The sequence below is a fragment of the Shewanella oncorhynchi genome (genome assembly GCF_012584455.1).
GTDB classification, from domain to species: Bacteria; Pseudomonadota; Gammaproteobacteria; order Enterobacterales; family Shewanellaceae; genus Shewanella; species Shewanella oncorhynchi.
On record NZ_JABAEB010000002.1, the window covers coordinates 210,028 to 234,036 of the forward strand.

Sequence of the window (24,009 nt, forward strand, 5' to 3'; positions counted from 1 at the left end):
GTGTTATAACATTAGTATCATATGAGTTAACAGCTAATCTGGACATAGGATTGTCATGTTTTTTAGCCTTGCAGAGTTAGGACAATACTCAGGATGAAGGATTCAAGCGCTACAGTTTCACAACTTGCCTTGCTGCAACAGAAACTCCATTCGGCCAAACTTGCCCTTGATGAAGTTAATGAAGATAGAAATGCAAAGTTACAGACATTACTCCAATTTATTGGTCACTTAAGCCTCGCCTGTAAAGGGCAAAATCTTGAGCTGGATAATAAACTCGCCAAACTTCGCCATAACTTAAATACGTTTGAGCGAGTCGATGAGGCATTGCCAGAATTAGTTGATGTCGAGCGCCTGCTAAAAGGCCAATATCACCATGTGATGGTACAACTCGAAGAGAGTCGTACGGGTTTGTCACAGGTGATCCGTCAGATCCAACGCGTTAACTCAGCACCTGAAAAACTCAAAAAAGAAGTCAATTACTTCAAGCAAGATCTGGCTAAACCTTTTCATACCGTGTGGGAATATATACCTAAAGTTAAGCAAATCATTGGCTTCTACGAAACCATATTACAGCTACAATTTAGCGAATCTGAAAAACTTGATGTCTTACCAAAACACAGGCAACTAGCCCATGAGCTGGCGCAGATGATTTCGGAAATCGAGTTTCGTAAAGATCAACGTGACCAAGTATTAGTGATCAAAGAAGTACTCTCTTCTGAAATTGAAGTTGATAGCTTGCTCGAAGCCTACCAAACCATTTTAGCGTTATTGCTTGATAACATCGCCCGCGAGAAATCGGCATCCCAAGAGTTTTTGTTTGCTCTAAATGATGCCTTAGCCGCAGTGCGTGAAGTGGTCAGTGAATCTTACAACCACAATCAACGCAGCTTCCAACTCAAGACCCAGTTGAATCGTGAGATCAACACCCGCGTCGATAACGCCGGTGAAATCATTATCGATGTGGAAGATGTCGTCGATCTTAAAGCCCAATTGACTGAGCAACTTAACTCCATTCGTTCGGCATTGGCCCGTAAAGAAGCCTTAGAGCAAAGAGAACAAGCCCTGCTGCGCAAGTCGATGGAGACAATGCGCAAAGAGCTTAATGAGTTAAGTAGTGAGGCTAACACCTACAAAGAGCGTTTGTTTGAACAACAAAAACTCAACTTACTCGACAGCTTAACTCAATTGCCTAACCGTGCAGCATTAGAAGAGCGCATGGAGCTAGAATACCGTAACTATCAACGACATAAGTCCCCGTTATGGGTTGCCGTTGCCGATATCGATCACTTCAAAACCATCAACGACAGTTTTGGCCACAGCACAGGTGATAAAACCTTGCAAGTTATAGCAATGGCATTGAAAAACTCCCTGCGAGATACAGAATTTGTAGCCCGCTATGGCGGCGAAGAATTTGTACTGCTATTACCTGATGTGGCCCCTGCTGATATCGCTCAACTTTTAAACAGAGTGCGCGAGAAAGTAAAAAATATTCCATTTAAATTTAAAAATCAGAGAATTACAGTTACAGTATCTATAGGGGCTGCGCAAGTTATGGGAAGTGAACTCATACATGAGACCTTTGAACGCGCCGATGCAGCACTCTACAAAGCGAAACACGAAAGCAGAGACAGGGTTGTGATTGACGTATAATTAAGCCCCACTATACGCCTCCTCTAATCACTCCTGTCATGACGAAGGAGTGGTAAATGATAGTAAAAGTCAGCCCAAAAGGCAGCATGGATCAGCTTTCGCAACTTGAAGTTGATCGACTCAAAAATAGTGCCAAAAGTGCCCTATACCAACTGTACCGCAACTGCTCCTTAGCAGTGCTTGCCGCGGGTTTAAAAACCGACAACTCTAAAGCCCTATTCGAGCAATACCATGATTTCGACATCAACGTTCTACAACGGGAGCGCGGTGTAAAATTAGAACTGATCAATCCCCCCGAACAAGCCTTTGTCGATGGTCAAATTATCACGGGAATTCAAGAGCACCTGTTCTCTGTCTTACGCGATATCCTTTATATCAGTGATAGATATGACTCACTAAAACACATTAATCTGACCAATGCCCACCATATCACCAATGTGGTGTTTGATATTCTGCGTAATGCGCGGGCGATAGCACCGATGAAAGACCCTAATGTGGTCGTCTGTTGGGGCGGACACAGTATTAATGCCATCGAATACCAGTACACACGCGAGGTAGGTTATCAACTAGGCCTGAGGGAATTAGATATTTGTACAGGCTGTGGTCCTGGCGCGATGGAAGGTCCGATGAAAGGTGCGGCCATAGGCCATGCCAAACAACGGATTAAAAATGCACGATATATTGGTTTAACTGAACCAAGTATTATTGCCGCCGAGCCACCGAATCAAATTGTCAATGAACTGGTGATCTTACCCGATATTGAAAAGCGCCTCGAAGCTTTCGTGCGCTTAGGCCACGGCATTATTATCTTCCCTGGCGGTGCTGGCACGGCTGAAGAATTGCTCTATATATTGGGTATTTTACTTAACGAAGAAAACCAACAAACGCCTTTCCCCCTGATACTCACAGGCCCAACGGAGAGCGCAGATTACTTCATTAAGATTGATGAGTTTATTGCCTCAACCTTAGGACCCGAAGCTCAGAAAAAGTACCAAATTATCATTGATAATCCCACTGAAGTGGCACGCATCATGAAGCAAGGAATGGAGCAAGTAAAAGCCTATCGCCGCTCAACGGGTGATGCTTACCAATATCAGTGGGCACTGAAGATTGAGTCTGAGTTTCAGTTACCTTTTATCCCAAGCCACGAAGTGATGGCAAACTTAGATCTACACTTCCAAACCAATAAAGCCGAACTTGCCGCCAACCTTCGTAAAGCGTTTTCAGGTATAGTGGCGGGTAACGTCAAGTCGGAAACAATCAAGCACATAGAGCGTGATGGACCCTTCCAATTAAAAGGCGATCCTAAGCTCATGGATATGATGGATAAACTCTTAAGTGCATTTGTACAGCAACAAAGAATGAAGCTTCCAGGAAGCGCCTATATTCCTTGCTATCAAATAGTGAAATAGAGAGCGAAGCAACAACACCCATGAACAAGTTTTTAATCATCGATGGTCTCAACTTGGTTCGCCGCATCTATGCGGCGATCCCCGATGAATCCGATATGCAAAGCCTCACAGAGCGCGTCAGTTTGGCGTGCACTAAACTGCTGCGTGTGCATCGCCCAACCCATGTAGCTATCGTGTGGGACGGTGATGAAGTCTCATGGCGTAAACAGCTTTACCCCGATTATAAGAAAGGCCGTAAACCTATGCCGGAGCCGCTGGCAAAAGGCCTTGCTGCGCTGCAAGATCACTTAACCATGATGAACATTGGATCTATTTATGCGGCGGCTGAAGCCGATGATGTGATTGCCACTCTAGCGATAAAAACCGCCAAAGCGCAGGGTGAAGCCATAATTGTGTCCACCGACAAAGGTTTTAGTCAGCTTAATCATCGCCAAATCAGCCAGTGGGATCACTTTAATCAGCAGTACTTAGATATCGCTGCATTGGAACAAAAACTCGGTGTCGAACGCAGTCAATTTCTCGACTTGATGGCATTAGCGGGCGACAGCGGTAATAAAATTCCTGGTATTGCGGGCATAGGCCCTAAATCAGCCGCCGAATTATTGAAAACCTTTAGAAGCTTACCAACCTTGTTTTCATCGCTATCTAACTTAGGCGCTAAACAAGCCAAAAAACTTGCCGAAGGTAAGGAGATGGCAAGACTCAGCTATAAGCTCGCACAGTTACAAACAGACCTACCACTCTATATTAATTTAAAAGATTTTCGCGTGATGAACTCCTTGCCGGATAATAACTGCCTGCCTGAAAGCCCAATCAATCCAGCCTAAACATCTGTTAATATAAAGTTGCAATTAACGCATTTACCTTAGAACAACAAAAGCGTATTTTATGGACGTAATAACGTGACTCATTTAATGAGGTAAAGGAATAACTGTAAATGAAATCAAAAGTTTCGGTAATCATCGGTAGCATTTTCGCCGCCTACGTCGCCTTTGTCGCTGTGGTGGTACTCGTTTATGAACCTACGCCAGATGACATGAGTTGGGAGGACAGACAATCCTATAACAGCCAAAAAATGAACGAATTAGCGCTAGGGCAAAATATCGTTTCAGTAAAACAGTTACTAGGTAAAGCTGACTTTTCAGAGGCCAAAGCCGTAAAAGAAACCAAGCTACAGGTGCTCTTTTATCGCACTCACCATGAAAAATCAGACGGTGTGACCACGAAAGAGGAATGTACCCCACTGATTTTTGAAAATGATCAATTGATTGCCTGGGGCCAAGATACCTATAAGCAATATCTCGATGCAGATACTGACACAGCCCTCAGCTCTGCCCAAGAGACATTAACCAGTAAATAAATACGACTGACAGTTAAATAAAAACGCCACCGAATCGGTGGCGTTTTTACTTTTACAATCAACTAATAGACTCAGTTGCAAAACAACTAAGCCAATTGCCTATTCATCATCGGCCTTATACTCGACATAGGCTTCACCTTTACTGAGCCATTCTGGCGCGGGTTTTCCCTTCAGATAATGGTCGAAATATTGCATCATGCGAATGCTGTAATCGAGCTTGTTCGGGTACTTTTTCAAGTGATGCGGCTCATCCTCGTATTGCAAGAACACCACCTCTTTACCTGCACGGCGCATAGCTAAGTACATTTCAACACCTTGTTCCCAAGGCACTGCATCGTCCTTATCACCAAACATGATCATCAAAGGCGTTTGAATACGGTCAGCATAAAATACTGGCGAATTTTCAATGTACTTTTGCGGCGCGGCAAACAAACTTGCGCCAATACGACTCTGTCCGGTTTCATATTGGAACTGACGCGCAATGCCTGTGCCGTGGCGAATACCGCTATAGGCACTGGTCATGTTCGATACTGGAGCACCTGCAACCGCCGCCTTAAACATCTTAGTTTGAGTAATGGCAAACGCCGTTTGATAGCCACTCCAAGAATGACCTTGCAAACCAATAGCATCGGGATCGGCAATGCCTATCTCAATCAGCTTTTGCACGCCAGACGTGAGCGCTTGTACTGAGCTCGCCCCTGGGTAACCAATTTCAAAGCGAATGTCCGGTAGAAACACCGCATAGCCATTATTGATGTACCAAGCAAAGTTAGGTCTGTGGTTAATGTTCATCTGCGGGAAGGCATGCAGTCTATCCGTCATAAAGCGATAGTAATAAACCAGTACAGGATAGCGCTTACCCTCTTGATAATTGGTCGGCTTGATCAGCACGCCATCTAACGGTTTACCATCGCCATTTGTCCAGTGAACTAACTCGGATTGGCTCCAGTTAAAGGCTTGACGCTGCTTATCTAAATCGGTTTGCTTAACTGCATTTTGCGGTGCGCTATAGTTAGCCGTATACAAGTCAGGGAATAAGTCAAAACGCTCCTTAGAAAACACGATAGTGTCAGCGTCTTTACTGCGTCCCAATACTGTCAGCTTATACTCACCTTGCATCAACGTCTTCACGCCCGCTTCGCCCAAGGTGGCTTGATAAAAACCATCGGCCTTGGTTTTATCACTATAACCGTGGAGTAAAACCGTAGCGTTATAGGCAAGCTCTGTCGGCTCATCGGGATTATCGACTAAGCCCTCAAGCCGATATTGAATTTTCTGGGTGCGCCCTTTACCTGCGGTTAAGGCAAAACCCGCCTTAGATTCGGTATTAAACTGCCAAACATCGTATTTGTCGTAAACCAAGAAACCCGCATCATTTTTAAGCCAAGGACCAAAACCATATCCTGGAGCACTGGATGGATAATCGTGGTCTTCATCGGCAAAACTGACCTTTAGGGATTTTGTGAGATTAGTGCGACGGTCCTGTGCAATATCATAGAGATACACATTACCTTGCTGATAATAAGCCACATACTTGCCATTTCCCGACAGCGTAGGCTCGGCATCACTCGGCTGTTGTGTCAAAAATGGCACTTTACTGCCAGTATTAATATCGACCAAATAATAATCTTGGTAGAACCCTGCCCACGTCGCCATCTTGCGATAGGGCAAATCTGAACTGGCCAACATAAAACGTTTATGTTGTGAAATCGTCACATCTGGAACAGTTTTATCGCCAAGCTGCACCACGTTATTTGAGCCTAAATGCAATACCGCAAGGTAAGTGCGTTTTTGCTCATCCTCATATTGCTTGATTTCATTAGGCTTAATACGAGGATCATCCCCATGCCATACCTTAAGTCCACGCTGTCCGGTGACAATATTTGTATCGAACAGGTCTTTTTCTTCGGTGATCTTCTGCAAACTGAGCAGCTGACTCACCTCAGGTACGCGGCCAAAAAACAACCGTTCGCTGTCCAATGAGAAGCTTAAACTTGTGTAGCGATTCAGTTTCCACTCGGGTGATTCTGGGGGGGTACTGATTTTGCTCGACAGCAAATCGACCAGCGATAACTGATAGCTGCGGCCATAAGGTAACTCGCTGTCTTTGCCCTGCGTAAATGCAAGCCAACGACCATTTTTAGCCAGCGCTAACGCACCAATCTGTTGGCTAGGCGAATCAAAGGCAACGGTTTTTTTGTGAGTGTTTAAATCGACTAACTGCAATTGATGTTGCTTATTGGTGATATCGTTCACTGCCAGCGCGAGTCTACGGCTTGCCTTATCAAAAACATAGCCAGTAACCTGCTCGACATCAATTCGCTTTGTTTGGTCTTCTAAACTGAGCAACGTAAAACGTCGACCTTGATCAAACTTATCGACCTTTGGCTTATCAATATTCGCATGGCTTTGTGTGCCTGCTTCAGCGAGTTTTTCGGTAGTTTTAGGCTCAGCATCTTTTTTGGACTCTTCATCAGCCTCAAACCAAATCGCCAGATGCTTACCGTCATCACTGAACACAAATTCCTTCACACGCTCGAAGCGAGTTTGCGTGCCAGTTTGAGTATCGAGCAACACCATGTCGGATTTGAGTTTTTTCTTCGCCTTGGCATCACTCGTTTCACGCATGAGCAAACTCGGTTTAACCACCACAGCTACATAACGACCATCGTGGTTCACCAAGGGATCTGACCCCCCCGCGATTTGATAGCTTTGCTGCGACAGGACATTTTTCACAATGACGTGACTATCCCCGCGATCGGGCGCAGACTCGACCGCGATGACTTGCCCCTTATCAGAGATAACCGGCTTTTCAAGGGATTCAAAATGCATAATGTCTGTTAGGGTGAGCGGTTTAGTGCTGGTTTCAGCCTGCACTGCTGGCAATATTCCAAGGGATAACAAAACCAGGGATGTGATAGGGATTAACTTCAATGTCTTCCTCTTTTATATATTTGTTAGACTAAAGTAGACTTTTTTAACCATTGGCTCTCCATCATGGTGAGAACCCAGTATTTTTACAAGTTATACCACATAAAAAATCGTGATATTGCTCACTATTTCCTGTGAAGTTTGACCAAAGATGGTTAAAATAATAGGCAGAAAAAATACCAAATTCATAGTCCTGCTATCCAGTTAGCACTGGGGCAGACAATTGCAGTAACGACGAACCGTGGAAGGACTTCTCCATGTCAAAAAGAACGATAACCGTAATTCCAGGTGATGGAATTGGCCCAAGTATTATTGATTCAGCCTTAAAAATTCTTGATAAAGCGGGCTGTGATTTTGAATATGAATTTGCCGATGCCGGCCTGACTGCACTTGAAAAGCAAGGCGAGTTACTGCCAGCACGCACTTTAGAACTCATTGAAAAAAACCGTATCACGCTGAAAGGGCCGCTGACGACTCCCGTTGGTGAAGGCTTTACTTCTATCAACGTAACCTTGCGTAAGAAATTCGGTCTGTATGCTAACGTACGCCCAGTACTGTCTTTCAAAGGTACCCAAGCCCGTTACGAAAATATCGATATCATCACAGTACGTGAAAACACCGAAGGCATGTATTCTGGCCATGGTCAAAAAGTGTCTGAAGATGGTTTAACAGCCGAAGCAACCAGTATCGTCACTCGCCAAGGTGCCGAGCAAATCGCCACTTTCGCCTACGAACTAGCTCGCAAAGAAAACCGTAAGAAAGTCACTATTGTACACAAAGCCAACATCATGAAGTCAACGTCAGGCCTGTTCCTGAAAGTGGCCCGTGAAGTGAGCCTACGTTACCCAGACATCAAGACAGAAGAAATGATCGTCGATGCAACGTGCATGAAGTTAGTGATGAACCCAGAAAACTTCGATGTGATCGTGACGACCAACCTGTTCGGTGACATTTTATCGGACCTGTGTGCCGGTTTAGTGGGTGGTTTAGGTATGGCGCCAGGCGCAAACATTGGCCGTGATGCCGCGATTTTCGAAGCCGTTCACGGTAGTGCACCGGATATCGCTGGTAAAAACCTTGCAAACCCAACCTCAGTGATTTTAGCGTCTATTCAGATGCTGGAATATTTAGGTATGGCTGACAAAGCTGAGCAAATCCGTAAAGCGGTATCTGCAGTCATTGAAGAAGGCGACCGTACGACTCGCGATTTAGGCGGCACTCACGGCACGACTGACTTCACGCAAGCGGTGCTTGAGCGTCTGTGATCTCAATGCTAAGCGCGTTTAAGACGTGTCTATAACGCGCTTATTCAAGCAAAAGCTTAAAAGAAGCAAGCGCTTGAAACTCAAATGAGTAAACACGAAAAAGCCCCAAAGTTTCCTTTGGGGCTTTTTGTTATCTAGCTTTTAAACCTGCGTGGCTTTAAACCCGCGTGACAATTACCATTCTAGCGACAACAAGATCACCGCAGGGTTAACACTGGAATTAATTCCACGCGGTATTAGGGCGTAGCCATAAATGCACTGTCACTTCATCACGGTCGTGATAAAGATGCTTACACTGCACTTTAAAATCAGTCACACCATTCTCTTTAAGAATCGTCTGCATGGTCTCAAGGATAGCAGTCACTTCTTTATAGCGGCTCTTCATCGGTAATTTAAGGTTAAAAATCGCTTCCTTAAACCAACCGTTAATCGCCCAAGCTTCAATCAGTTCGGCAACACGCGCAGGTTTCTCAACCATGTCGCACACCAGCCAATAGATATTTTTACGTTGCGGTTCGAAACGGAAACCGTCTTCACGGTAATGTTTCACTTGGCCCGTTTCCATCAGTTTTTCATCCATTGGGCCATTATCAACTGCCGACACAAACATGCCGCGACGCACCAGTTGATAAGTCCAGCCACCAGGGCAAGCGCCCAAATCCACTGAGTTCATGCCACTGCGAATACGCTCTTCTTGCTCTTCCTTAGGCACGAATTGGCCAAAGGCTTCGTCGAGTTTCAGACTAGAACGACTCGGTGCATCCGCCGCCATTTTAAGGCGTGGAATGCCCATAAAATGTGGCGAACTGTTATTACTGTAGGAATAACCCACATAGGCACGGCCGGGGCCAATAAAACACACGTGGATAATCGGACGTTTGGGATTTTCCTGCGCGAGCAAACTGCCCGATTTTTTCAAATGCTGGCGTAAAGGTACAGTGAACTTACGGCAAAAAGCCGAGAGCTCTTTCGCTTCGTTAGTGTCAGGTGTTTCAACCCGCACTTCACCCGCTTTGCTGACGTCACTGAGCGCCGCAACGATTGGGCTTATTCTGTCATTTTCAGGCAAGTCAACTAACAAGTCGCTAGCAGCAAACATCTGGCGGGCGAAAATGAGCGAATCTAAAGGTAATTGTTTGACTAACGTATCAGCAGCGTCGTCTTCAAAACATTGGTATACAACATAAGCGTCGTTATTGTTGGCCTTAACAAAGCCACCCACATTGAGCTCACCGGCTCGCTGTTGGATTTCTGCAGCGCATTCTTTTTCAAAGCCTGCGCGGCAAAATAAAAATAGGTTTTTCATGGGGATCCCTGAGAAATCCAAGCCAAAGCATTGGCTGACTATCGATTTGGGTGCCAGTATACCAATTTCAATCCACAAATGCCCTATTTGCCTACTTGCGTTGCGATTAGAGAAATAAAAAAGGCTTAGGTGCGCCCTAAGCCTGTTAACTCACATAATCATCAGCGATTAAGACTCATGACCGTCGATAACTTTGTGACGCCATACAGCGGCGGCAAATAATAACCACCCCAATAAGAAACAACCACCACCCATAGGCGTAATAGGACCCAACCACTTAGTCCCAAACAAGGCGAGTCCATATAGTGAGCCCGAAAATAGTACTATGCCTGCGACAAAGAGATATGCCGACCAGTCCAGTAAACGCGAGGTTAACCATTGGCCCGAGAAGGCAACCATGATGAGGGCAAAGGTATGGTAGAAATGATATTGCACACCTAAGTTAAAGACTTCAATTAAGTTTGGTGGCGCGACCGCTTTTAAACCATGGGCACCAAAAGCCCCTAAGGCGACGGCTAAGAATCCGCTCACGGCGGCGAGTAACAATAAACCTTTACGCATTTAACGCTCCTGCTGGAATGGGATTAACTCATTCAACATTTATTCGCTCAACATCAAGCTCACGAATAAAATCACTTGATAAATCAATAGCACGTGCAAGGTTAGCGGCTTCACTGGTGCCTGACGACTTTCTTGGGACAAAACTATGATCGCCGTCGGTTATCCAAACCAATCCTATCTCAGCTTTCAAGGGCCAGCTTGGGATCTGCGCTTTGCCACCAAACTTATCCCGCTCACCCTGTACGACTAATACTGGGACTTGGCATTCATTCAAAGGTTCCAATCTAGGCTCGCCGCCTTTGAGTGGCACAAAAGGATAACCTAAACAAATCACCCTATCGATGTGCACCGCTAACGTAGGATCGCAGGCTAATAGGGCCGCCATACGACCGCCCATGGATTTCCCCATTAACACCACACGTTCAACTTGTGCTTGTGAGTGGGCGATATCGAGCATCTGTGTAAAACACGCGAGCAATTTAGGCGCACGGTCCGGTGGACGCCGTTTACCATCTACAGCATTCGCCTGCATATAAGGAAAATTAAAGCGCATCACTCGGAAGCCCTGAGCAACGAATCCCGCCGACATGGCCTGCATAAAATCAGAATCCATGTTAGCACCCGCACCGTGGGCCAATAAAATCAAAGTACTCGCAGTCTCCCCTTCTAATACATAACTCGGCTTATCCAGGCAACAACTCACTGCGAGACTCCTCGGCAAACATGTCTAACATCCATTCACGAAACGCCACCACTTTACCTAGCTCAGCATGGTTTTGCTGGCAAACTAAGTAATAAGCATCTTTACTTACCAAGACTTCTTGGAATGGGCATACAAGCCGCCCAGCTTTGATATCGGGGCGTGCCAGCACGCTGTAACCCAGAGCAACCCCTTGACCGTGGGCCGCCGCCTGCAATACCAAAGACGAATGACTGAAAATAGGTCCTTGATTCACATTAATATCGGTAATGCCACATTGCCTAAACCACGCCTGCCAATCGTGACGATTCATATCATGTAATAGCGTGTGATACTTTAAATCGCTCGGTTTTGAGAGTGGTTTAGGACCGTTGAGCAACATGGGCGAACACACGGGAATAAGCACTTCGTTTCTGAGCTTATCCGCACGTAGCCCGGGCCAATTACCTAAGCCATAATAAATAGCCACATCCACATCATCGGTTAATGAACTCGCTTCGGTATCAACGGCCTTAATTCGCACATCGATATCGGGATTTTTCTCACTGAATTTAGCCAAACGTGGCACTAGCCATTGAATCGCAAAACTGGGTGACATACTGACCGTCAGCGAACCAATCGCACTGCGGGCGAGTAATCTGTCGGTGGCATCGGCAAGCTGAATAAAAATATCTTTGATGTCGAGAAAATAGCTTTGCCCTTCTTCGGTTAATAGCAAAGAACGGTTCTTTCGACGAAATAATTTTAATCCGAGGAAATCTTCTAATGCCTTTATTTGATGGCTCACCGCAGCCTGTGTAACAAACAATTCTTCCGCTGCCCGCGTAAAGCTCAAATGCCGTGCGGCGGCTTCAAATGCTTTAACCGCATTAAGCGGTGGTAATCGTCTCGACATAGTGATCTCAGTCTCGTTTTTTAATTAGTTTTTCTAATCCGTATTGTTACATTTAATCGTTTGTAAAGGCCAGCGTTTTTGGTTAAATTTTGCGCCAATGAAACAGCTTATCAACGAAACACCAATAGCGATGAAACATCCATAGCTATGAAATACCTAAGTTAGACAATCTCAAAGTTGATGATGGGAATGTCTGACAGCGTTAATTTGTCAGCCCGGAGGCGACTATGTTCAATTTAAAATCGGCGTTTGCGTTAATATTAGTCTCAGCACTCAGCTTTAATGCCAGTGCAAATGTACTCGTTGACGAAATCGTCATCGACACAAGCGACTTGCAAGCCAATATCACTGCAGATTTAACCGCTGCAATGAATAAAATGCACCAAGAAGTGCTACAAGAAGCCACTCTGTTGATTGCCACAGACGATGTCGCATCTCATCAGCAAGTCGTTAAAGCCGAATAACCTAAACGACACTGAAACTCAGGCCGCGCTCAGTAAGAGCAAAGAAAAAGCCGCATTAATATGCGGCTTTTTTGTACTTAAATAGCAAATCAATCCCACTGACGATATACGGCAATGGGCAGGTTTTCGCCCGACTTATGGACGATACACTTTCACGTTCGTGTAACCTTGCTCGATTAAATACAATGCCTGCAATTTACTCATCACCCCACGCTCACAATAGAGCAAATAAGTCTTTTGCTTATCGAGATCGGCAAACTGAGTCGCTAACTTGAAGAATGGGATGCGCTTTATCTCAATACCTTCAATTTGCAGCGGTTTGCTTTCCTCTTCTTCAGGGGCACGAATATCAATGACCACTTGGTTGGTATCGATACTGGCAACTGTTTCTGTCTCAGTAATCCGAGTATCCATTTGTTCTGCGATCTCCCTGATATCGATAGTGACAGATTGGGCGATGATCTGATCAATCAAATCCTCAGAGAACTTTTTCTCTTCCGCTTCAACCTTAGCTAATACCGCTTTTACCGTCGGCTTTTGCGAAATTACGCCGCAATATTCAGGCATTGATTTAGCAAAATCTTCGGTGCCGATTTTACGGCTCTCGTTGATAATGTCTTGCTTATCCATGGCGATTAAGGGACGTAGAATCAATAACTCAGTACAACGGTCGATGACGTTTAAGTTGGTCAGGGTCTGGCTAGACACTTGGCCTAAACTTTCACCGGTAACTAAGGCTTGAATGCCCATACGCTCGGCGATACGCGCCGCGGTACGCATCATCATGCGTTTCAATACAACGCCCATTTGACCGTTATCGATACGCTCTAAAATCTCAGCAACCACAGGCTCAAAAGGCACGGAGATAAACTTCACTTTGTGGGATTCACCGTAGGTTTTCCACAAATGGTAAGCCACTTGTTTAACACCAATTTCATGCTGTGCGCCGCCCAGATTGAAGAAGCAGTAGTGGGTACGAGCGCCTTTTTTGATAAATTGATAGCTAGAGACGCCTGAGTCAAAACCACCCGAAATCAAGGACAATACATCTTCCTGTGTTGCCATCGGAAAACCGCCTAGACCTTCAATACGCTTAGTCACCATATAAAGATTATCGCGCTCAATCTCTAAATTAACGGTAATGTCCGGATTCTTTAAACGCACGCCCAGCGCATCAGTAAACTGGTTTAAGCCACCACCGACATAACGTTCAACTTCAATAGAATTAAAATCATGATCGCCAGTACGCTTTACTCGCACGCAGAAGGTTTTACCCGCGAGTTGGTCACGGTAAACAGGCAAGACTTGCTGATAAATATCATCAACAGATTCAAAGCTGTACTCATCCACTTGCACTACGTGTGCAATGCCAGGAATACACGCCAGACGCTCACCGAAAGCTTGGGCCAATTCAGGCTTATCCTTTGGTACCATCACCATAATGCGGTCCCATTGACGCTGCACTTTTGCATCTTCGTCAACTTTTTTAAGCACATTACGGATGTTAGTTTCGAGCATTTTGGTGAAGCGCATGCGTACAGGCTTGCTCTTCATCATGATTTCTGGATACAGCTTTACAATAAACTTCATGGGATTTCCGCGGGCAATTTTAAAACAGCAAAATTGGTTAAAAGAATAATCGGGGGATTATATACCCAAGCAACCTAAAAAGGCGAGTTTCAGCGCACATAGCCAACAGCGACACAGGCCACATTTGTGGCGTATTCATCGCGTATTAATGACTAAATCACGGCAGCTAATTAGGCTGAAATAATGTCACTAAAACCTATTCGAGAAGTTTGAATTGCCCTGCTTAAAATAAGTGATTTGAGATGAATCATTAACAATAAGTCGTTGAGGGATAGTTAAGGAAACTTAGGGATTACACACTCAATGTGATTAACGTAAAGCCCAAATGGATTTAAATCAACCACAGCGATTTGATGCATAACACGTTAACTAAAAAGGGAAAAGCCCACATTAGCTCAATAAAAAAGCCGCAAGATTATTGCGGCTTTAGATTGGGAGAGTATCTAAACACTTAAGGCGAATTACCGATCTGAATTTCTTCAGACTCCTTCGCTTTACCTTGCTCAATAGCAATTTCAACCCTGCGGTTACGGGCACGATTTTCCGGAGAATCGTTAGGCACAATCGGATTGTTAGACGCCATACCAACCACTTTCATTCGATTAGAATCAAAGCCGCTGACCTGTACTAACTCATGGGCCACTGCCACGGCACGTTTGCTGGATAAATCCCAATTAGAACTATAGAGCTCATCGCTTATTTGCATATCATCCGTGTAACCTGACACTGTGATGACACCTGGCACATCTTTTAACAATTCGCCGACTGAGCGTACCACAGGTTTAAATCGAGGCTGCAGGAAACCTGAGCCAGAAGCAAATGCCCCCTTCTCACGTATACGAATAATAATCTGCTGACCTAATGACTCAATTTCAATCGATCCATCGGTGATCTCTTTATTCAGCTCCTGCGCCATCTTCTTCACTTGCTGATTGATCTTTTCTTGCGCCGCTGCCGCTTCCGCTTTAACGGCATCGGCAACTTCTTGAGCCGTAGCACTCGCTTCGCCCCCCCGCTGAGAACCATTTTGCTGCTGCACGCCGCCCGCACTATCGTCTTCACCCGCTTGGAAATCCAATACAGGTTCAGTCATTTCATTCGTTTGCTGGTTAATGATTTCAATCGGAGTCGGCTCAGGGCGACCAGGTCTAAACTCTAAGGCAATGACAGAAGTCCCCTTCGGGATATCTTTAACTTCCACCTTATTTTGCACACCAAAGGCATACTTCATTGAGCCCGCAATCTGTTTATACTTCATCACATCCATTTCAGAAAATGACAATAATAATACAAAAAAACACATCAACAGCGACATCAAGTCGGCAAATGTTGCCAACCACATCGGTGCTCCGGGCGGCGGACAATTGCACTTAGCCTTAGCCATCGGCTACTCTCCGTCCGTTGTATCGATTTTACGATTTTTCTCAGCCAGATAATTTTTCAAAAAGCCTTCAATCACCCGTGGGTTTTGTCCGTCTTGAATCGCCAATACCGCATCCATAATAAGGTTACGGTTAAGCATTTCCTCTCCCATCCTAATCGTTAACTTATCCGCGATAGGAATACAAACCATGTTAGCCAGCACCGCCCCATAAAGGGTTGTTAAAAGTGCAACGGCCATTGAGGGACCAATAGATTTAGGATCCGACATATTCGCTAACATGGCCACGAGACCAACGAGTGTACCTATCATCCCCATAGCTGGTCCCACGTCAGCAAAAGCTCTAAAAATTGCTATCCCGGTGCGATGACGTTCCTCTGTCAGCGTAATATCCTTCTCTAAGGCGTTACGGACCACTTCGCCATCATGACCATCGACCAACATATCAACAGCTTTTTGCATAAAAGTATTGCTAATTTGCGCTTCTTCTAATGCCAAAAAACCCCCTTTACGGGCAGCATCCGCCATAGTCACTGACTGTTCAATCAAGTCTTCAGGTTTATCAATTTTGAACACAAAAGCTTTTGCTGCTATTTTAGCCGCATTTAAAAACTGTTTTAGATTGAATTTCATCATTACGACGAAGAAAGACCCGCCGAATACAATCACAACCGAGGCTAAGTCGTAGAACATCATTACGCCACCACTGATCACCATCGACCAAATGATAAAACCAAAGCTCCCGACTAATCCGATTATTGTTGCTAAATCCACAACGGCTCCTCAATTTTCGTAATAAACGACATAATACTTACTCTGGGTAAGCAAGAACACTCAGTTATTCTACCGAATAAGATAATCCCACCGACACACATACGAGCCTTGTTCATCCAGATAAAAATTACCATACAAATGATGATACTATTGTCAGTTATCGGACACACACTAAGCAAGTTTAGCGACAATTTATATTTTCTGGAAAATTTCAGTAACAAAGCGTGCTATTGAGCAAATATCTTTAGTCTGAATTTGACCCTTACGCCGCCCTGATATACCTTGTGTCCGCTAAATCAAAGGAAACCTGAACGTGGCGAAGAAACCCGAAAATCTTAGTTTTGAAGAATCCCTTGGCGAACTTGAACGCATCGTTGCCGATCTAGAACAAGGCGATATCTCCCTCGATGACGCGTTAAAACAATTTGAACGTGGCATCAATCTCGTTCGAAATAGCCAAGCAAAACTCGAACAAGCCCAACAAAAAGTGGCCATTTTACTGAAACAAGACGAAAATGCGCCCCTATCCCCCTATGCCGTTGAGGGCGAATAAGCGTGTTAGTCAGTACCATTCAAGAATATCAACAACGAGTTGATGATCAATTAAAACAGCGTTTTAGTACGCTTGAAGATACCGCTCCCCAATTAAAAGCCGCTATGACTTACGGTGCCTTATTGGGAGGGAAGCGCATTCGACCGTTCCTCGTATACAGTGTAGGACGCATGTTTGGGGTCGAACTCGAAAAGTTAGATGCTTGCGCCGCAGCCATTGAATGTATCCATGCTTATTCATTAATCCACGACGATTTACCCGCCATGGACGATGACGAGCTCCGCCGTGGCCAGCCGACAGTGCATATCGCCTTTGATGAGGCGACGGCCATTTTAGCGGGGGATGCTCTGCAAACCTTAGCCTTTGAAATTGTCACCGAAGCCGTACCAGGGATCAGCAGCGAACAACATATTGCTATGGTAAGAGTATTGGCCAAAGCCTCAGGTTATCGTGGTATGTGTGGAGGCCAAGCGATAGACTTAGCCTCGACCGATAAACATATTGATCTTAACGCGTTAACTCAGCTACATAATATGAAAACTGGCGCCCTTATCAGCTGCGCCGTTGAGTTAGCTTTGATCGCCGCAAACGCGCCAAAAGATCAGTATGCTGCTATGATGGATTTTGCTCGTGCGGTCGGACTCGCCTTCCAAGTACAAGACGATATCCTTGACATCGTAGCCACCACCGAAGAGCTAGGTAAACCGCAAGGCTCTGATACTGAATCGAATAAGAGTACGTTTCCACAACTACTTGGACTACAAGGTGCACAAGACACCGCCAAACAACTGATCCAAGAGGCACTATCAGCGCTGGCTAAATTGCCATACAATAGCCAGTTAATTGCAGACTTCGCCCGCTATATCATTGAGCGAAGAATATAATAAGAGTCGAAGTATCTCGCTATGAGTTTGGACATTTCTCAGTTTCCCGTGTTGGCGCAGGCCAACACCCCCAATGAGCTCCGCCAGCTTCCTCAGGCACTTTTACCACAAGTAGCCGATGAACTGCGCGAGTTCCTTCTTAAGTCTGTTGGCATGTCCAGCGGACATTTTGCCTCTGGGCTCGGCACAGTAGAACTCACTGTGGCACTGCACTATGTCTACAATACCCCCTTTGATCGACTGATCTGGGACGTAGGCCATCAAGCCTATCCCCATAAAATTCTCACGGGTCGACGTGACAAGATGCACACCATTCGGCAAAAAGATGGCTTACATCCTTTCCCATGGCGTGAAGAAAGTGAATACGACACTTTCAGCGTTGGCCATTCTGGCACGTCGATTAGCGCCGCGCTGGCGATGGCGATAGCTGCAGAAAAAGAGCAAGCAGGTCGTAAAGTGGTCGCTGTCATCGGCGATGGCGCTATGACCGGCGGCATGGTGTTTGAAGCAATGAACCACGCGGGCGACTTGCACAATGATATGCTAGTGGTACTGAACGACAACGAAATGTCGATTTCAGAAAATGTCGGCGCCCTCAACAATCATTTAGCACAACTGATGTCAGGCCGTTTCTACACCACACTGCGCGAAGGCGGCAAAAAAGTGTTAAAAGGTATGCCAGTCATCAAAGAAATGGCCAAGCGCACTGAGGAACACCTCAAAGGTATGGTCGTTCCTGGCACTCTATTTGAAGAGTTAGGTTTCAACTACATAGGTCCTATCGATGGCCATGATGTAGACGCTCTGGTCGAGACCATGCGCAATATGCGTAATCTGAAAGGTCCACAGGTGCTGCACATCATGACCAAAAAAGGTCGTGGTTATGAACCTGCTGAAAAAGATCCTATCGGTTGGCATGCTGTGCCTAAGTTTGACCCATCGCTATTTAAAAAACCGGCCACCAAACCCGGTTTACCGACCTTTTCTCAAGTCTTCGGTAAATGGTTGTGCGACATTGCCGAACAAGATGAGAAAGTGTTAGCGATTACTCCTGCGATGCGTGAGGGTTCTGGCATGGTGGAGTTTTCCCAGCGCTTCCCGAAACAATATTTCGATGCAGCGATTGCCGAGCAGCATGCCGTCACCTTAGCGGCGGGTTTTGCCTGCGAAGGTTTCAAGCCTGTAGTCGCGATTTACTCGACTTTCCTGCAACGCGCCTATGATCAGCTTATTCACGATGTCGCACTACAACAATTGCCCGTGTTATTTGCCATTGACCGTGGCGGTATCGTCGGTGCAGATGGTCCAACCCACCAAGGTGCATTCGATTTAAGTTTTATGCGTTGTATCCCTAATATGGTGATCATGGCGCCGTCCGATGAAAACGAATGTCGTCAAATGCTCTACACTGGCTATTGCTATGATGCGGGCCCAAGTGCGGTGCGTTACCCAAGGGGTAGTGCCACGGGAGCGATGCAAGTCGAGTCCATGACTGCGTTGCCAATTGGTAAAGGTGTCATTAAGCGCATCGGTAAGCGTATTGCCATACTTAACTTTGGTACCTTACTCGCATCGGCATTAACCGCTGCCGAAAGCTTAGATGCGACGGTTGTCGATATGCGCTTTGTGAAACCACTTGATGTTGATCTGATAAAAGAAATGGCACTAACCCATGAAGTGTTAGTCACTGTGGAGGAAAATGCCATTATAGGCGGTGCGGGTGCCGGAGTGCTTGAACAGCTTCAAAAGCTAAAAATGCCTAAAGCCGTACTCCAAATTGGTTTGCCAGACGAGTTCATTAAACATGGCTCGCCAGAGGAAGTCATCCACGACTTGCAACTGGATGCCGAAGGCATACTGGCGCAAATCAATGCTTATCTAGCGCAATAGGCTGAACTTGCTTATCTCGTTAAGACGCTAAATGTTATCAATAAAAAATTCCGCCCATAAAAAAAGGACTGCAATTGCAGTCCTTTTTTGTTGCTGTCTTTTATAACAGCGGCTGATCCAATAAAGCTTAAGCTTCGATATCTATCGTTGCGCTTTCTTGGTTTGGGCCACCCTGTGACACCATCACCATCGCAGGGCGCAGCAAGCGACTGTTCAGCTCATAACCCTTTTGCATCACCAACATCACAGTGTTCGCAGGGAACTCGGCGCTTGGCTGCATACCAATCGCTTGATGTTGATCAGGGTTAAATGACTGACCTTGTGGATCAATTTGCTTAACACCAAATTTTGCCACCGCGGTGAGTAAACTTTTTTGAGTTAACTCAACACCTTGATAAATCGCTTTCGTCGCTTCATCTTCTGAGTTTGTACCCATTAGCGCGCGCTCCATGTTATCAAGCACAGGCAAAAGCTCATTGGCGAACTTTTCCAAGGCAAACTTGTTCGCCTTTTCCACATCCATTGCGGCACGACGACGAATGTTATCGACCTCAGCTGCGGCGCGGATGACTGAATCCTTCTGCTCTTCAACTTTCGCCAAAGCTTCAGCGAGTAACTGTTCCAGCTCTTCAATACGGAAATTGGCCTGGGTAAGCTCATCGATCAGACTTGCTTCTGCGGTAGATACTTCAGACTCTACACCCTCTTGGATCAGATCCTGTTCTGCTTTAATCGATTCGTTGCTCATTTTCACTCCAGCTAAAAATGCTTTGTTTCTGAAATACTCTGGGCATATTATGGGGATCAATTTTGACGTTTCAAGGCCTAAGGCCAGATCTAGCATAAATATGACCACAAAGTTTCATACTATCGGCCTTATCGGCAAACCTCACCACCAAGGGACCAACCAAACCTTAAAGCGTCTGCATTATTGGCTGACAATGCAGGGCTTTGAAGTCTTAGTGGAAGAGCGTGTTGCTACCGAATTAGGACCCAATATCATAGCGGTCGATTTACTAGAAATTGGCGCGCGTTGCGACTTAGCCATAGTCGTCGGTGGTGACGGTAACATGCTCGGCGCGGCAAGGGTATTAGCCCGCTTCGATTTAGGCGTGATTGGGGTTAACCGCGGCAATTTAGGCTTTTTAACCGATCTGCCGCCCGATGCCTTCGAAGAGGCACTCGCCAAGGTACTCGATGGAGAGTTCGATACCGAGCATAGATTCTTACTCGAAGCCGAAGTCTATCGCCACGGTATGCTCAAGGCGAGCAACACCGCCGTCAACGAAGCCGTACTCCATCCGGGTAAAATTGCACACATGATTGAGTTTGAGGTCTATATTGACGATCAGTTCATGTACAGCCAACGTGCCGACGGCATGATAGTGTCAACGCCTACCGGTTCAACGGCCTATGCCCTCTCCGCTGGTGGCGCTATCCTGACGCCTAATTTACAGGCCCTGATCTTAGTACCTATGTTCCCGCACACTTTGTCGTGCCGCCCAATTGTTGTCGATGCGTGCAGCACCATAAAAATGGTTGTATCACCTGAAAATGGCGAAAACCTCGAAGTCAGCTGTGATGGCCACGTGCATTTAGCCGTGTTACCCGGCGATGAAATCATAGTGCGCCGCAGCTCTGAACGTTTACGGCTTATTCATCCTAAAGGACACAACTATTTCCACGTGCTGCGGACCAAATTAGGCTGGGGCAGCAAATTGTTTTAAGTCTATATCTTTGGGCTAAATCACCAATAAAAGAGACATATCACGTCTCTTTTTTATTTTGTAAATTTAACCTAAAAGGTTGCCATTAAAGCCTTATCTTTTCCCCTGCACAGTCTTTGGTGAACTTTTTAGCACCTCTCACAAACGGCTGGTATTCACATTAATGACGTTTAAGCATTAATGACACTAACCAGTTTGATAAAAGTTCAAACAGTATTTTTTAGTTTTGTTACTTAAAATTTCTGCTTCAATTTCACCCTGTTCTCTCAATTTCCCCTCTTAACCCATTAGAAGCGGTCACTTTTTATTTCAACTTTTATGTTGTTCTCTCAATATACTTGAATATTTTGGCTGGCTGTTCGCTCAAATAAATTGAAATTAAATTAAATAATGGTTATTAAATTTCATATTAAAGTAAAATTCATTAAGTGATATCCATCACAATAAAATCCCACCATTTTAAAAGGTGCTCTAGATCACTATAAAAAACCATTCCAAAATGGAAATATTAGGCAAGCATTACAATAGCTTGATGAAAATAGAAGTAAATGAGTTAATCCAGCCACAACAATCTATGCGACCTTAATCACACCTTAAAAATGACTGAAAAAACCAATAACAGACTATTAATGAAATAAATGGATCAGTTAATTGCAATAATGACGATGAATATGAGTGATAGCTCTACTTTTAATAACCAGAAAAACAACAAATTTAATTTAATATAACCAAAGTAGATATACACCCAGCAGTCTAAGTGATCATTGTCACATATAAGAAAATCCCCCGAGAGAAGCACCCCGCAGCACTGTAAATTAGCATTTCATATAACAGCCAAGATGATCTAGATCATATTAGTCAAGCTCACAATAGCGTCTAGTACACAACACAGAATGTCGAGACCGTAAGTACTTGCAGTATTAACTGCTGATTTATTGGTCTGGGAAGTCGACATGAAGGCAGATGAAAAATCCTAATATCAATAATAAGACAGACCACTTTATGAAGAGGCAAGCATGACAATACTTCAACTCCTCGCTAGCTTGACGCCAGTGCTCAGTGTAATGCTATTTCTAGTGTTACTCAGAATGCCTGCATCTAAGGCTATGCCTATCTCCATGATAATCACAGCGCTCGCCGCCGTGTTTATTTGGCAAATGGATACCACATTACTGGCGGCATCGGTCCTCGAAGGACTGCTCTCAGCCATCACACCGTTAACCATCATTTTTGGCGCCGTATTCCTACTCAATACCCTGAAATACTCAGGTGCCATGGACACTATCCGTGCTGGGTTTACTAACATCAGTGCCGATGCCCGTGTACAAGTCATCATCATCTGTTGGTTATTCGGTGCCTTTATTGAAGGTAGTGCTGGTTTTGGGACTCCCGCAGCCATTGGCGCACCACTACTGGTATTGCTTGGTGTACCACCCGTTGCCGCAGCTGTCGTGGCTTTAATTGCTGACTCGGCCTGTGTATCCTTCGGTGCGATTGGTCTACCCGTACTTTTTGGGATGGAACAGGGTCTGATCCAAGGTGGCGTGAGCATGGCGGCGGAGCAATTTGCTGCCCATGGGGGTAACTATGCTGGTTATGCTCGATATATCGTCATGCATATGATCACTATCGACTTAATCACAGGTTCATTAATTCCTCTCGTAATGGTGACCATGCTAACTGGATTCTTTGGTCGCAATAAATCCTTTAAGGAAGGCTTAGCAATTTGGAAATTTGCGATTTTCTCAGGTCTTGCCTTTACCGTCCCCGCATGGATCATCAACTACCTTGCAGGCCCAGAATTCCCTTCGGTTATCGGTTCATTGATCGGTATGGCCTTAGTGATCCCGGTTGCGCGTAAAGGCTACTTACTGCCTAAAACGCCATGGAATGATTTCGCAGAGAATGACAGTCAAGAAAGCGGAAAAGTCGAAACAACGGCTAAGTTTTCTCAAATTGCCGCTTGGACACCTTACATCATCATGGCTGCGCTTTTGGTACTGTCGCGTACAGTGGCACCGTTAAAAGCATGGTTATCAAGCTTTAACATCAGCTGGACAGGCCTAATGGGCACTGAGCTTAAAGCCAGCTTCGCAACCTTATATGCACCAGGTGCCTTCTTTGTTGCCGTGTGTATTCTAGGTTTCTTCCTGTTCAAAATGAAAAGCCCTGCGATTCAGCAAACGGTCGGTGTTTCATGTAAGTCCATGTTGCCAACAATTATTTCATTAGGCGCATCAGTGCCTATGGTGAAAATCTTCTTAAACTCAGGCGCTAATGGTGCAGGTCTTGCCTCAATGCCTGTCGCTTTAGCGGATATGTTGGCAGGTTCCATGGGCGCAGTGTGGGCTTGGATGGCGCCTATCGTGGGGATTTTTGGTGCCTTCTTATCGGGTTCAGCCACCTTCTCAAACATGATGTTCTCCAGCCTTCAATACAGCGTGGCCGACAATATTGGCATGAACCACACACTGGTATTGGCACTACAAGGTATCGGTGCAAACGCCGGTAACATGATGTGCGTAATGAACGTGGTTGCCGCTGCAACGGTAGTGGGTATGGCAGGTAGAGAGTCAGAAATTATCCGTAAAACAATGCCTGTTGCCATTGGTTATGCCTTACTGGCGGGCACAATAGCTACCCTGTGGGGTGGATTCTAAGCCGTT

20 protein-coding genes are annotated in these 24,009 nt (G+C 45.4%); 11 read left to right on the forward strand and 9 right to left on the reverse strand.

Features of this window, described 5'->3' with window-relative positions; genetic code table 11:
- Nucleotides 1–93 precede the first annotated feature (93 nt).
- The 4 genes from HGO26_RS03215 to HGO26_RS03230 all read left to right on the forward strand — a co-directional run bounded on the left by HGO26_RS03215 (nt 94) and on the right by HGO26_RS03230 (nt 4,422).
- Complete coding sequence (locus HGO26_RS03215) at nt 94–1,650, forward strand: GGDEF domain-containing protein (RefSeq protein WP_105249767.1); 1,557 nt, start codon at nt 94–96, stop codon at nt 1,648–1,650.
- A 56-nt stretch (nt 1,651–1,706) separates the two neighbouring features.
- The gene (gene ppnN / locus HGO26_RS03220) at nt 1,707–3,062 is read left to right on the forward strand and encodes a nucleotide 5'-monophosphate nucleosidase PpnN (RefSeq protein WP_028760679.1); all 1,356 of its coding nucleotides are present in this window, start codon (nt 1,707–1,709) and stop codon (nt 3,060–3,062) included.
- Nucleotides 3,063–3,082: 20 nt separating this feature from the next.
- Nucleotides 3,083–3,889, forward strand: coding sequence for a flap endonuclease Xni (gene xni / locus HGO26_RS03225; RefSeq protein WP_168823296.1), 807 nt, complete (start codon nt 3,083–3,085; stop codon nt 3,887–3,889).
- A gap of 110 nt (nt 3,890–3,999) precedes the next feature.
- Nucleotides 4,000–4,422 carry a DUF3192 domain-containing protein gene (locus tag HGO26_RS03230; protein WP_028760680.1) on the forward strand — a complete coding sequence of 141 codons (423 nt, stop codon included), beginning with the start codon at nt 4,000–4,002 and terminating at the stop codon, nt 4,420–4,422.
- A gap of 99 nt (nt 4,423–4,521) precedes the next feature.
- Here HGO26_RS03230 and HGO26_RS03235 read toward each other — a convergent pair whose 3' ends face one another.
- Complete coding sequence (locus tag HGO26_RS03235; RefSeq protein WP_168823298.1) at nt 4,522–7,356, reverse strand: S9 family peptidase; 2,835 nt, start codon at nt 7,354–7,356, stop codon at nt 4,522–4,524.
- A gap of 254 nt (nt 7,357–7,610) precedes the next feature.
- On the opposite strand from HGO26_RS03235, the gene HGO26_RS03240 reads away from it, so the two are divergent.
- Nucleotides 7,611–8,618 (forward strand): isocitrate dehydrogenase, encoded by a 1,008-nt coding sequence (locus HGO26_RS03240; protein ID WP_113941031.1) that lies wholly within the window; start codon nt 7,611–7,613, stop codon nt 8,616–8,618.
- Nucleotides 8,619–8,838: 220 nt separating this feature from the next.
- Here the strand turns inward: HGO26_RS03240 and rlmM are convergent, their stop codons facing one another.
- The 4 genes from rlmM to HGO26_RS03260 form a co-directional block, all read right to left on the reverse strand.
- A complete protein-coding gene (rlmM, locus tag HGO26_RS03245; RefSeq protein ID WP_011846285.1) occupies nt 8,839–9,924 on the reverse strand; it encodes a 23S rRNA (cytidine(2498)-2'-O)-methyltransferase RlmM in 1,086 nt (361 codons plus the stop codon).
- A 168-nt stretch (nt 9,925–10,092) separates the two neighbouring features.
- On the reverse strand, nt 10,093–10,485 hold the full coding sequence (locus HGO26_RS03250; RefSeq protein WP_011918954.1) for a DUF423 domain-containing protein: 393 nt from the start codon (nt 10,483–10,485) through the stop codon (nt 10,093–10,095).
- A 28-nt stretch (nt 10,486–10,513) separates the two neighbouring features.
- Nucleotides 10,514–11,188, reverse strand: a complete 675-nt coding sequence (locus tag HGO26_RS03255) for an alpha/beta family hydrolase (RefSeq protein WP_168823300.1) — start codon at nt 11,186–11,188, stop codon at nt 10,514–10,516.
- Nucleotides 11,169–12,080, reverse strand: coding sequence for a transcriptional regulator GcvA (locus HGO26_RS03260; protein ID WP_105249769.1), 912 nt, complete (start codon nt 12,078–12,080; stop codon nt 11,169–11,171). Before HGO26_RS03260 ends, HGO26_RS03255 begins: the two co-directional genes overlap by 20 nt.
- A 227-nt stretch (nt 12,081–12,307) precedes the next feature.
- Between HGO26_RS03260 and HGO26_RS03265 the strand changes: the two genes are divergently transcribed.
- Complete coding sequence (locus HGO26_RS03265) at nt 12,308–12,544, forward strand: hypothetical protein (RefSeq protein WP_028760686.1); 237 nt, start codon at nt 12,308–12,310, stop codon at nt 12,542–12,544.
- Nucleotides 12,545–12,679: 135 nt separating this feature from the next.
- Here the strand turns inward: HGO26_RS03265 and thiI are convergent, their stop codons facing one another.
- From thiI to pomA, 3 genes are all read right to left on the reverse strand, one after another.
- Nucleotides 12,680–14,134: a tRNA uracil 4-sulfurtransferase ThiI gene (gene thiI / locus HGO26_RS03270; protein WP_028760687.1), complete on the reverse strand. Its 1,455-nt coding sequence runs from the start codon at nt 14,132–14,134 to the stop codon at nt 12,680–12,682.
- Nucleotides 14,135–14,585: 451 nt separating this feature from the next.
- Nucleotides 14,586–15,518 (reverse strand): flagellar motor protein MotB, encoded by a 933-nt coding sequence (locus HGO26_RS03275; RefSeq protein ID WP_028760688.1) that lies wholly within the window; start codon nt 15,516–15,518, stop codon nt 14,586–14,588.
- Between the two features lie 3 nt (nt 15,519–15,521).
- Entirely contained in the window at nt 15,522–16,289 is a 768-nt protein-coding gene (pomA, locus tag HGO26_RS03280) for a flagellar motor protein PomA (RefSeq protein ID WP_028760689.1), read from the reverse strand.
- A gap of 313 nt (nt 16,290–16,602) precedes the next feature.
- On the opposite strand from pomA, the gene xseB reads away from it, so the two are divergent.
- Genes xseB through dxs form a run of 3 tightly spaced genes read left to right on the forward strand, consistent with a single transcriptional unit; the run spans nt 16,603 to nt 19,616 of the window.
- On the forward strand, nt 16,603–16,842 hold the full coding sequence (gene xseB, locus HGO26_RS03285; RefSeq protein WP_006080884.1) for an exodeoxyribonuclease VII small subunit: 240 nt from the start codon (nt 16,603–16,605) through the stop codon (nt 16,840–16,842).
- Nucleotides 16,843–16,844: 2 nt separating this feature from the next.
- Nucleotides 16,845–17,726 (forward strand): (2E,6E)-farnesyl diphosphate synthase, encoded by an 882-nt coding sequence (ispA, locus tag HGO26_RS03290; protein WP_168823302.1) that lies wholly within the window; start codon nt 16,845–16,847, stop codon nt 17,724–17,726.
- A 21-nt stretch (nt 17,727–17,747) separates the two neighbouring features.
- Nucleotides 17,748–19,616, forward strand: coding sequence for a 1-deoxy-D-xylulose-5-phosphate synthase (gene dxs, locus HGO26_RS03295; RefSeq protein WP_168823303.1), 1,869 nt, complete (start codon nt 17,748–17,750; stop codon nt 19,614–19,616).
- A 127-nt stretch (nt 19,617–19,743) separates the two neighbouring features.
- Here dxs and grpE read toward each other — a convergent pair whose 3' ends face one another.
- The gene (gene grpE, locus HGO26_RS03300) at nt 19,744–20,364 is read right to left on the reverse strand and encodes a nucleotide exchange factor GrpE (protein WP_168823305.1); all 621 of its coding nucleotides are present in this window, start codon (nt 20,362–20,364) and stop codon (nt 19,744–19,746) included.
- A 100-nt stretch (nt 20,365–20,464) separates the two neighbouring features.
- Between grpE and nadK the strand changes: the two genes are divergently transcribed.
- Both nadK and HGO26_RS03310 read left to right on the forward strand, forming a co-directional pair.
- Nucleotides 20,465–21,343 (forward strand): NAD(+) kinase, encoded by an 879-nt coding sequence (nadK, locus tag HGO26_RS03305; RefSeq protein WP_081729057.1) that lies wholly within the window; start codon nt 20,465–20,467, stop codon nt 21,341–21,343.
- Nucleotides 21,344–22,359: 1,016 nt separating this feature from the next.
- The gene (locus HGO26_RS03310; protein ID WP_049821741.1) at nt 22,360–24,003 is read left to right on the forward strand and encodes an L-lactate permease; all 1,644 of its coding nucleotides are present in this window, start codon (nt 22,360–22,362) and stop codon (nt 24,001–24,003) included.
- Nucleotides 24,004–24,009 lie beyond the last annotated feature (6 nt).

Coding starts and splice junctions, on each gene's coding strand:
- HGO26_RS03260 (WP_105249769.1), bottom strand. CDS start 12,080: ATGTCGAGACGATTACCACCGCTTAATGCGGTTAAAGCATTTGAAGCC.
- grpE (WP_168823305.1), bottom strand. CDS start 20,364: ATGAGCAACGAATCGATTAAAGCAGAACAGGATCTGATCCAAGAGGGT.
- HGO26_RS03310 (WP_049821741.1), top strand. CDS start 22,360: ATGACAATACTTCAACTCCTCGCTAGCTTGACGCCAGTGCTCAGTGTA.
- HGO26_RS03265 (WP_028760686.1), top strand. CDS start 12,308: ATGTTCAATTTAAAATCGGCGTTTGCGTTAATATTAGTCTCAGCACTC.
- HGO26_RS03230 (WP_028760680.1), top strand. CDS start 4,000: ATGAAATCAAAAGTTTCGGTAATCATCGGTAGCATTTTCGCCGCCTAC.
- HGO26_RS03250 (WP_011918954.1), bottom strand. CDS start 10,485: ATGCGTAAAGGTTTATTGTTACTCGCCGCCGTGAGCGGATTCTTAGCC.
- HGO26_RS03275 (WP_028760688.1), bottom strand. CDS start 15,518: ATGGCTAAGGCTAAGTGCAATTGTCCGCCGCCCGGAGCACCGATGTGG.
- nadK (WP_081729057.1), top strand. CDS start 20,465: ATGACCACAAAGTTTCATACTATCGGCCTTATCGGCAAACCTCACCAC.
- thiI (WP_028760687.1), bottom strand. CDS start 14,134: ATGAAGTTTATTGTAAAGCTGTATCCAGAAATCATGATGAAGAGCAAG.
- xni (WP_168823296.1), top strand. CDS start 3,083: ATGAACAAGTTTTTAATCATCGATGGTCTCAACTTGGTTCGCCGCATC.
- rlmM (WP_011846285.1), bottom strand. CDS start 9,924: ATGAAAAACCTATTTTTATTTTGCCGCGCAGGCTTTGAAAAAGAATGC.
- ppnN (WP_028760679.1), top strand. CDS start 1,707: ATGATAGTAAAAGTCAGCCCAAAAGGCAGCATGGATCAGCTTTCGCAA.
- HGO26_RS03215 (WP_105249767.1), top strand. CDS start 94: ATGAAGGATTCAAGCGCTACAGTTTCACAACTTGCCTTGCTGCAACAG.
- dxs (WP_168823303.1), top strand. CDS start 17,748: ATGAGTTTGGACATTTCTCAGTTTCCCGTGTTGGCGCAGGCCAACACC.
- HGO26_RS03240 (WP_113941031.1), top strand. CDS start 7,611: ATGTCAAAAAGAACGATAACCGTAATTCCAGGTGATGGAATTGGCCCA.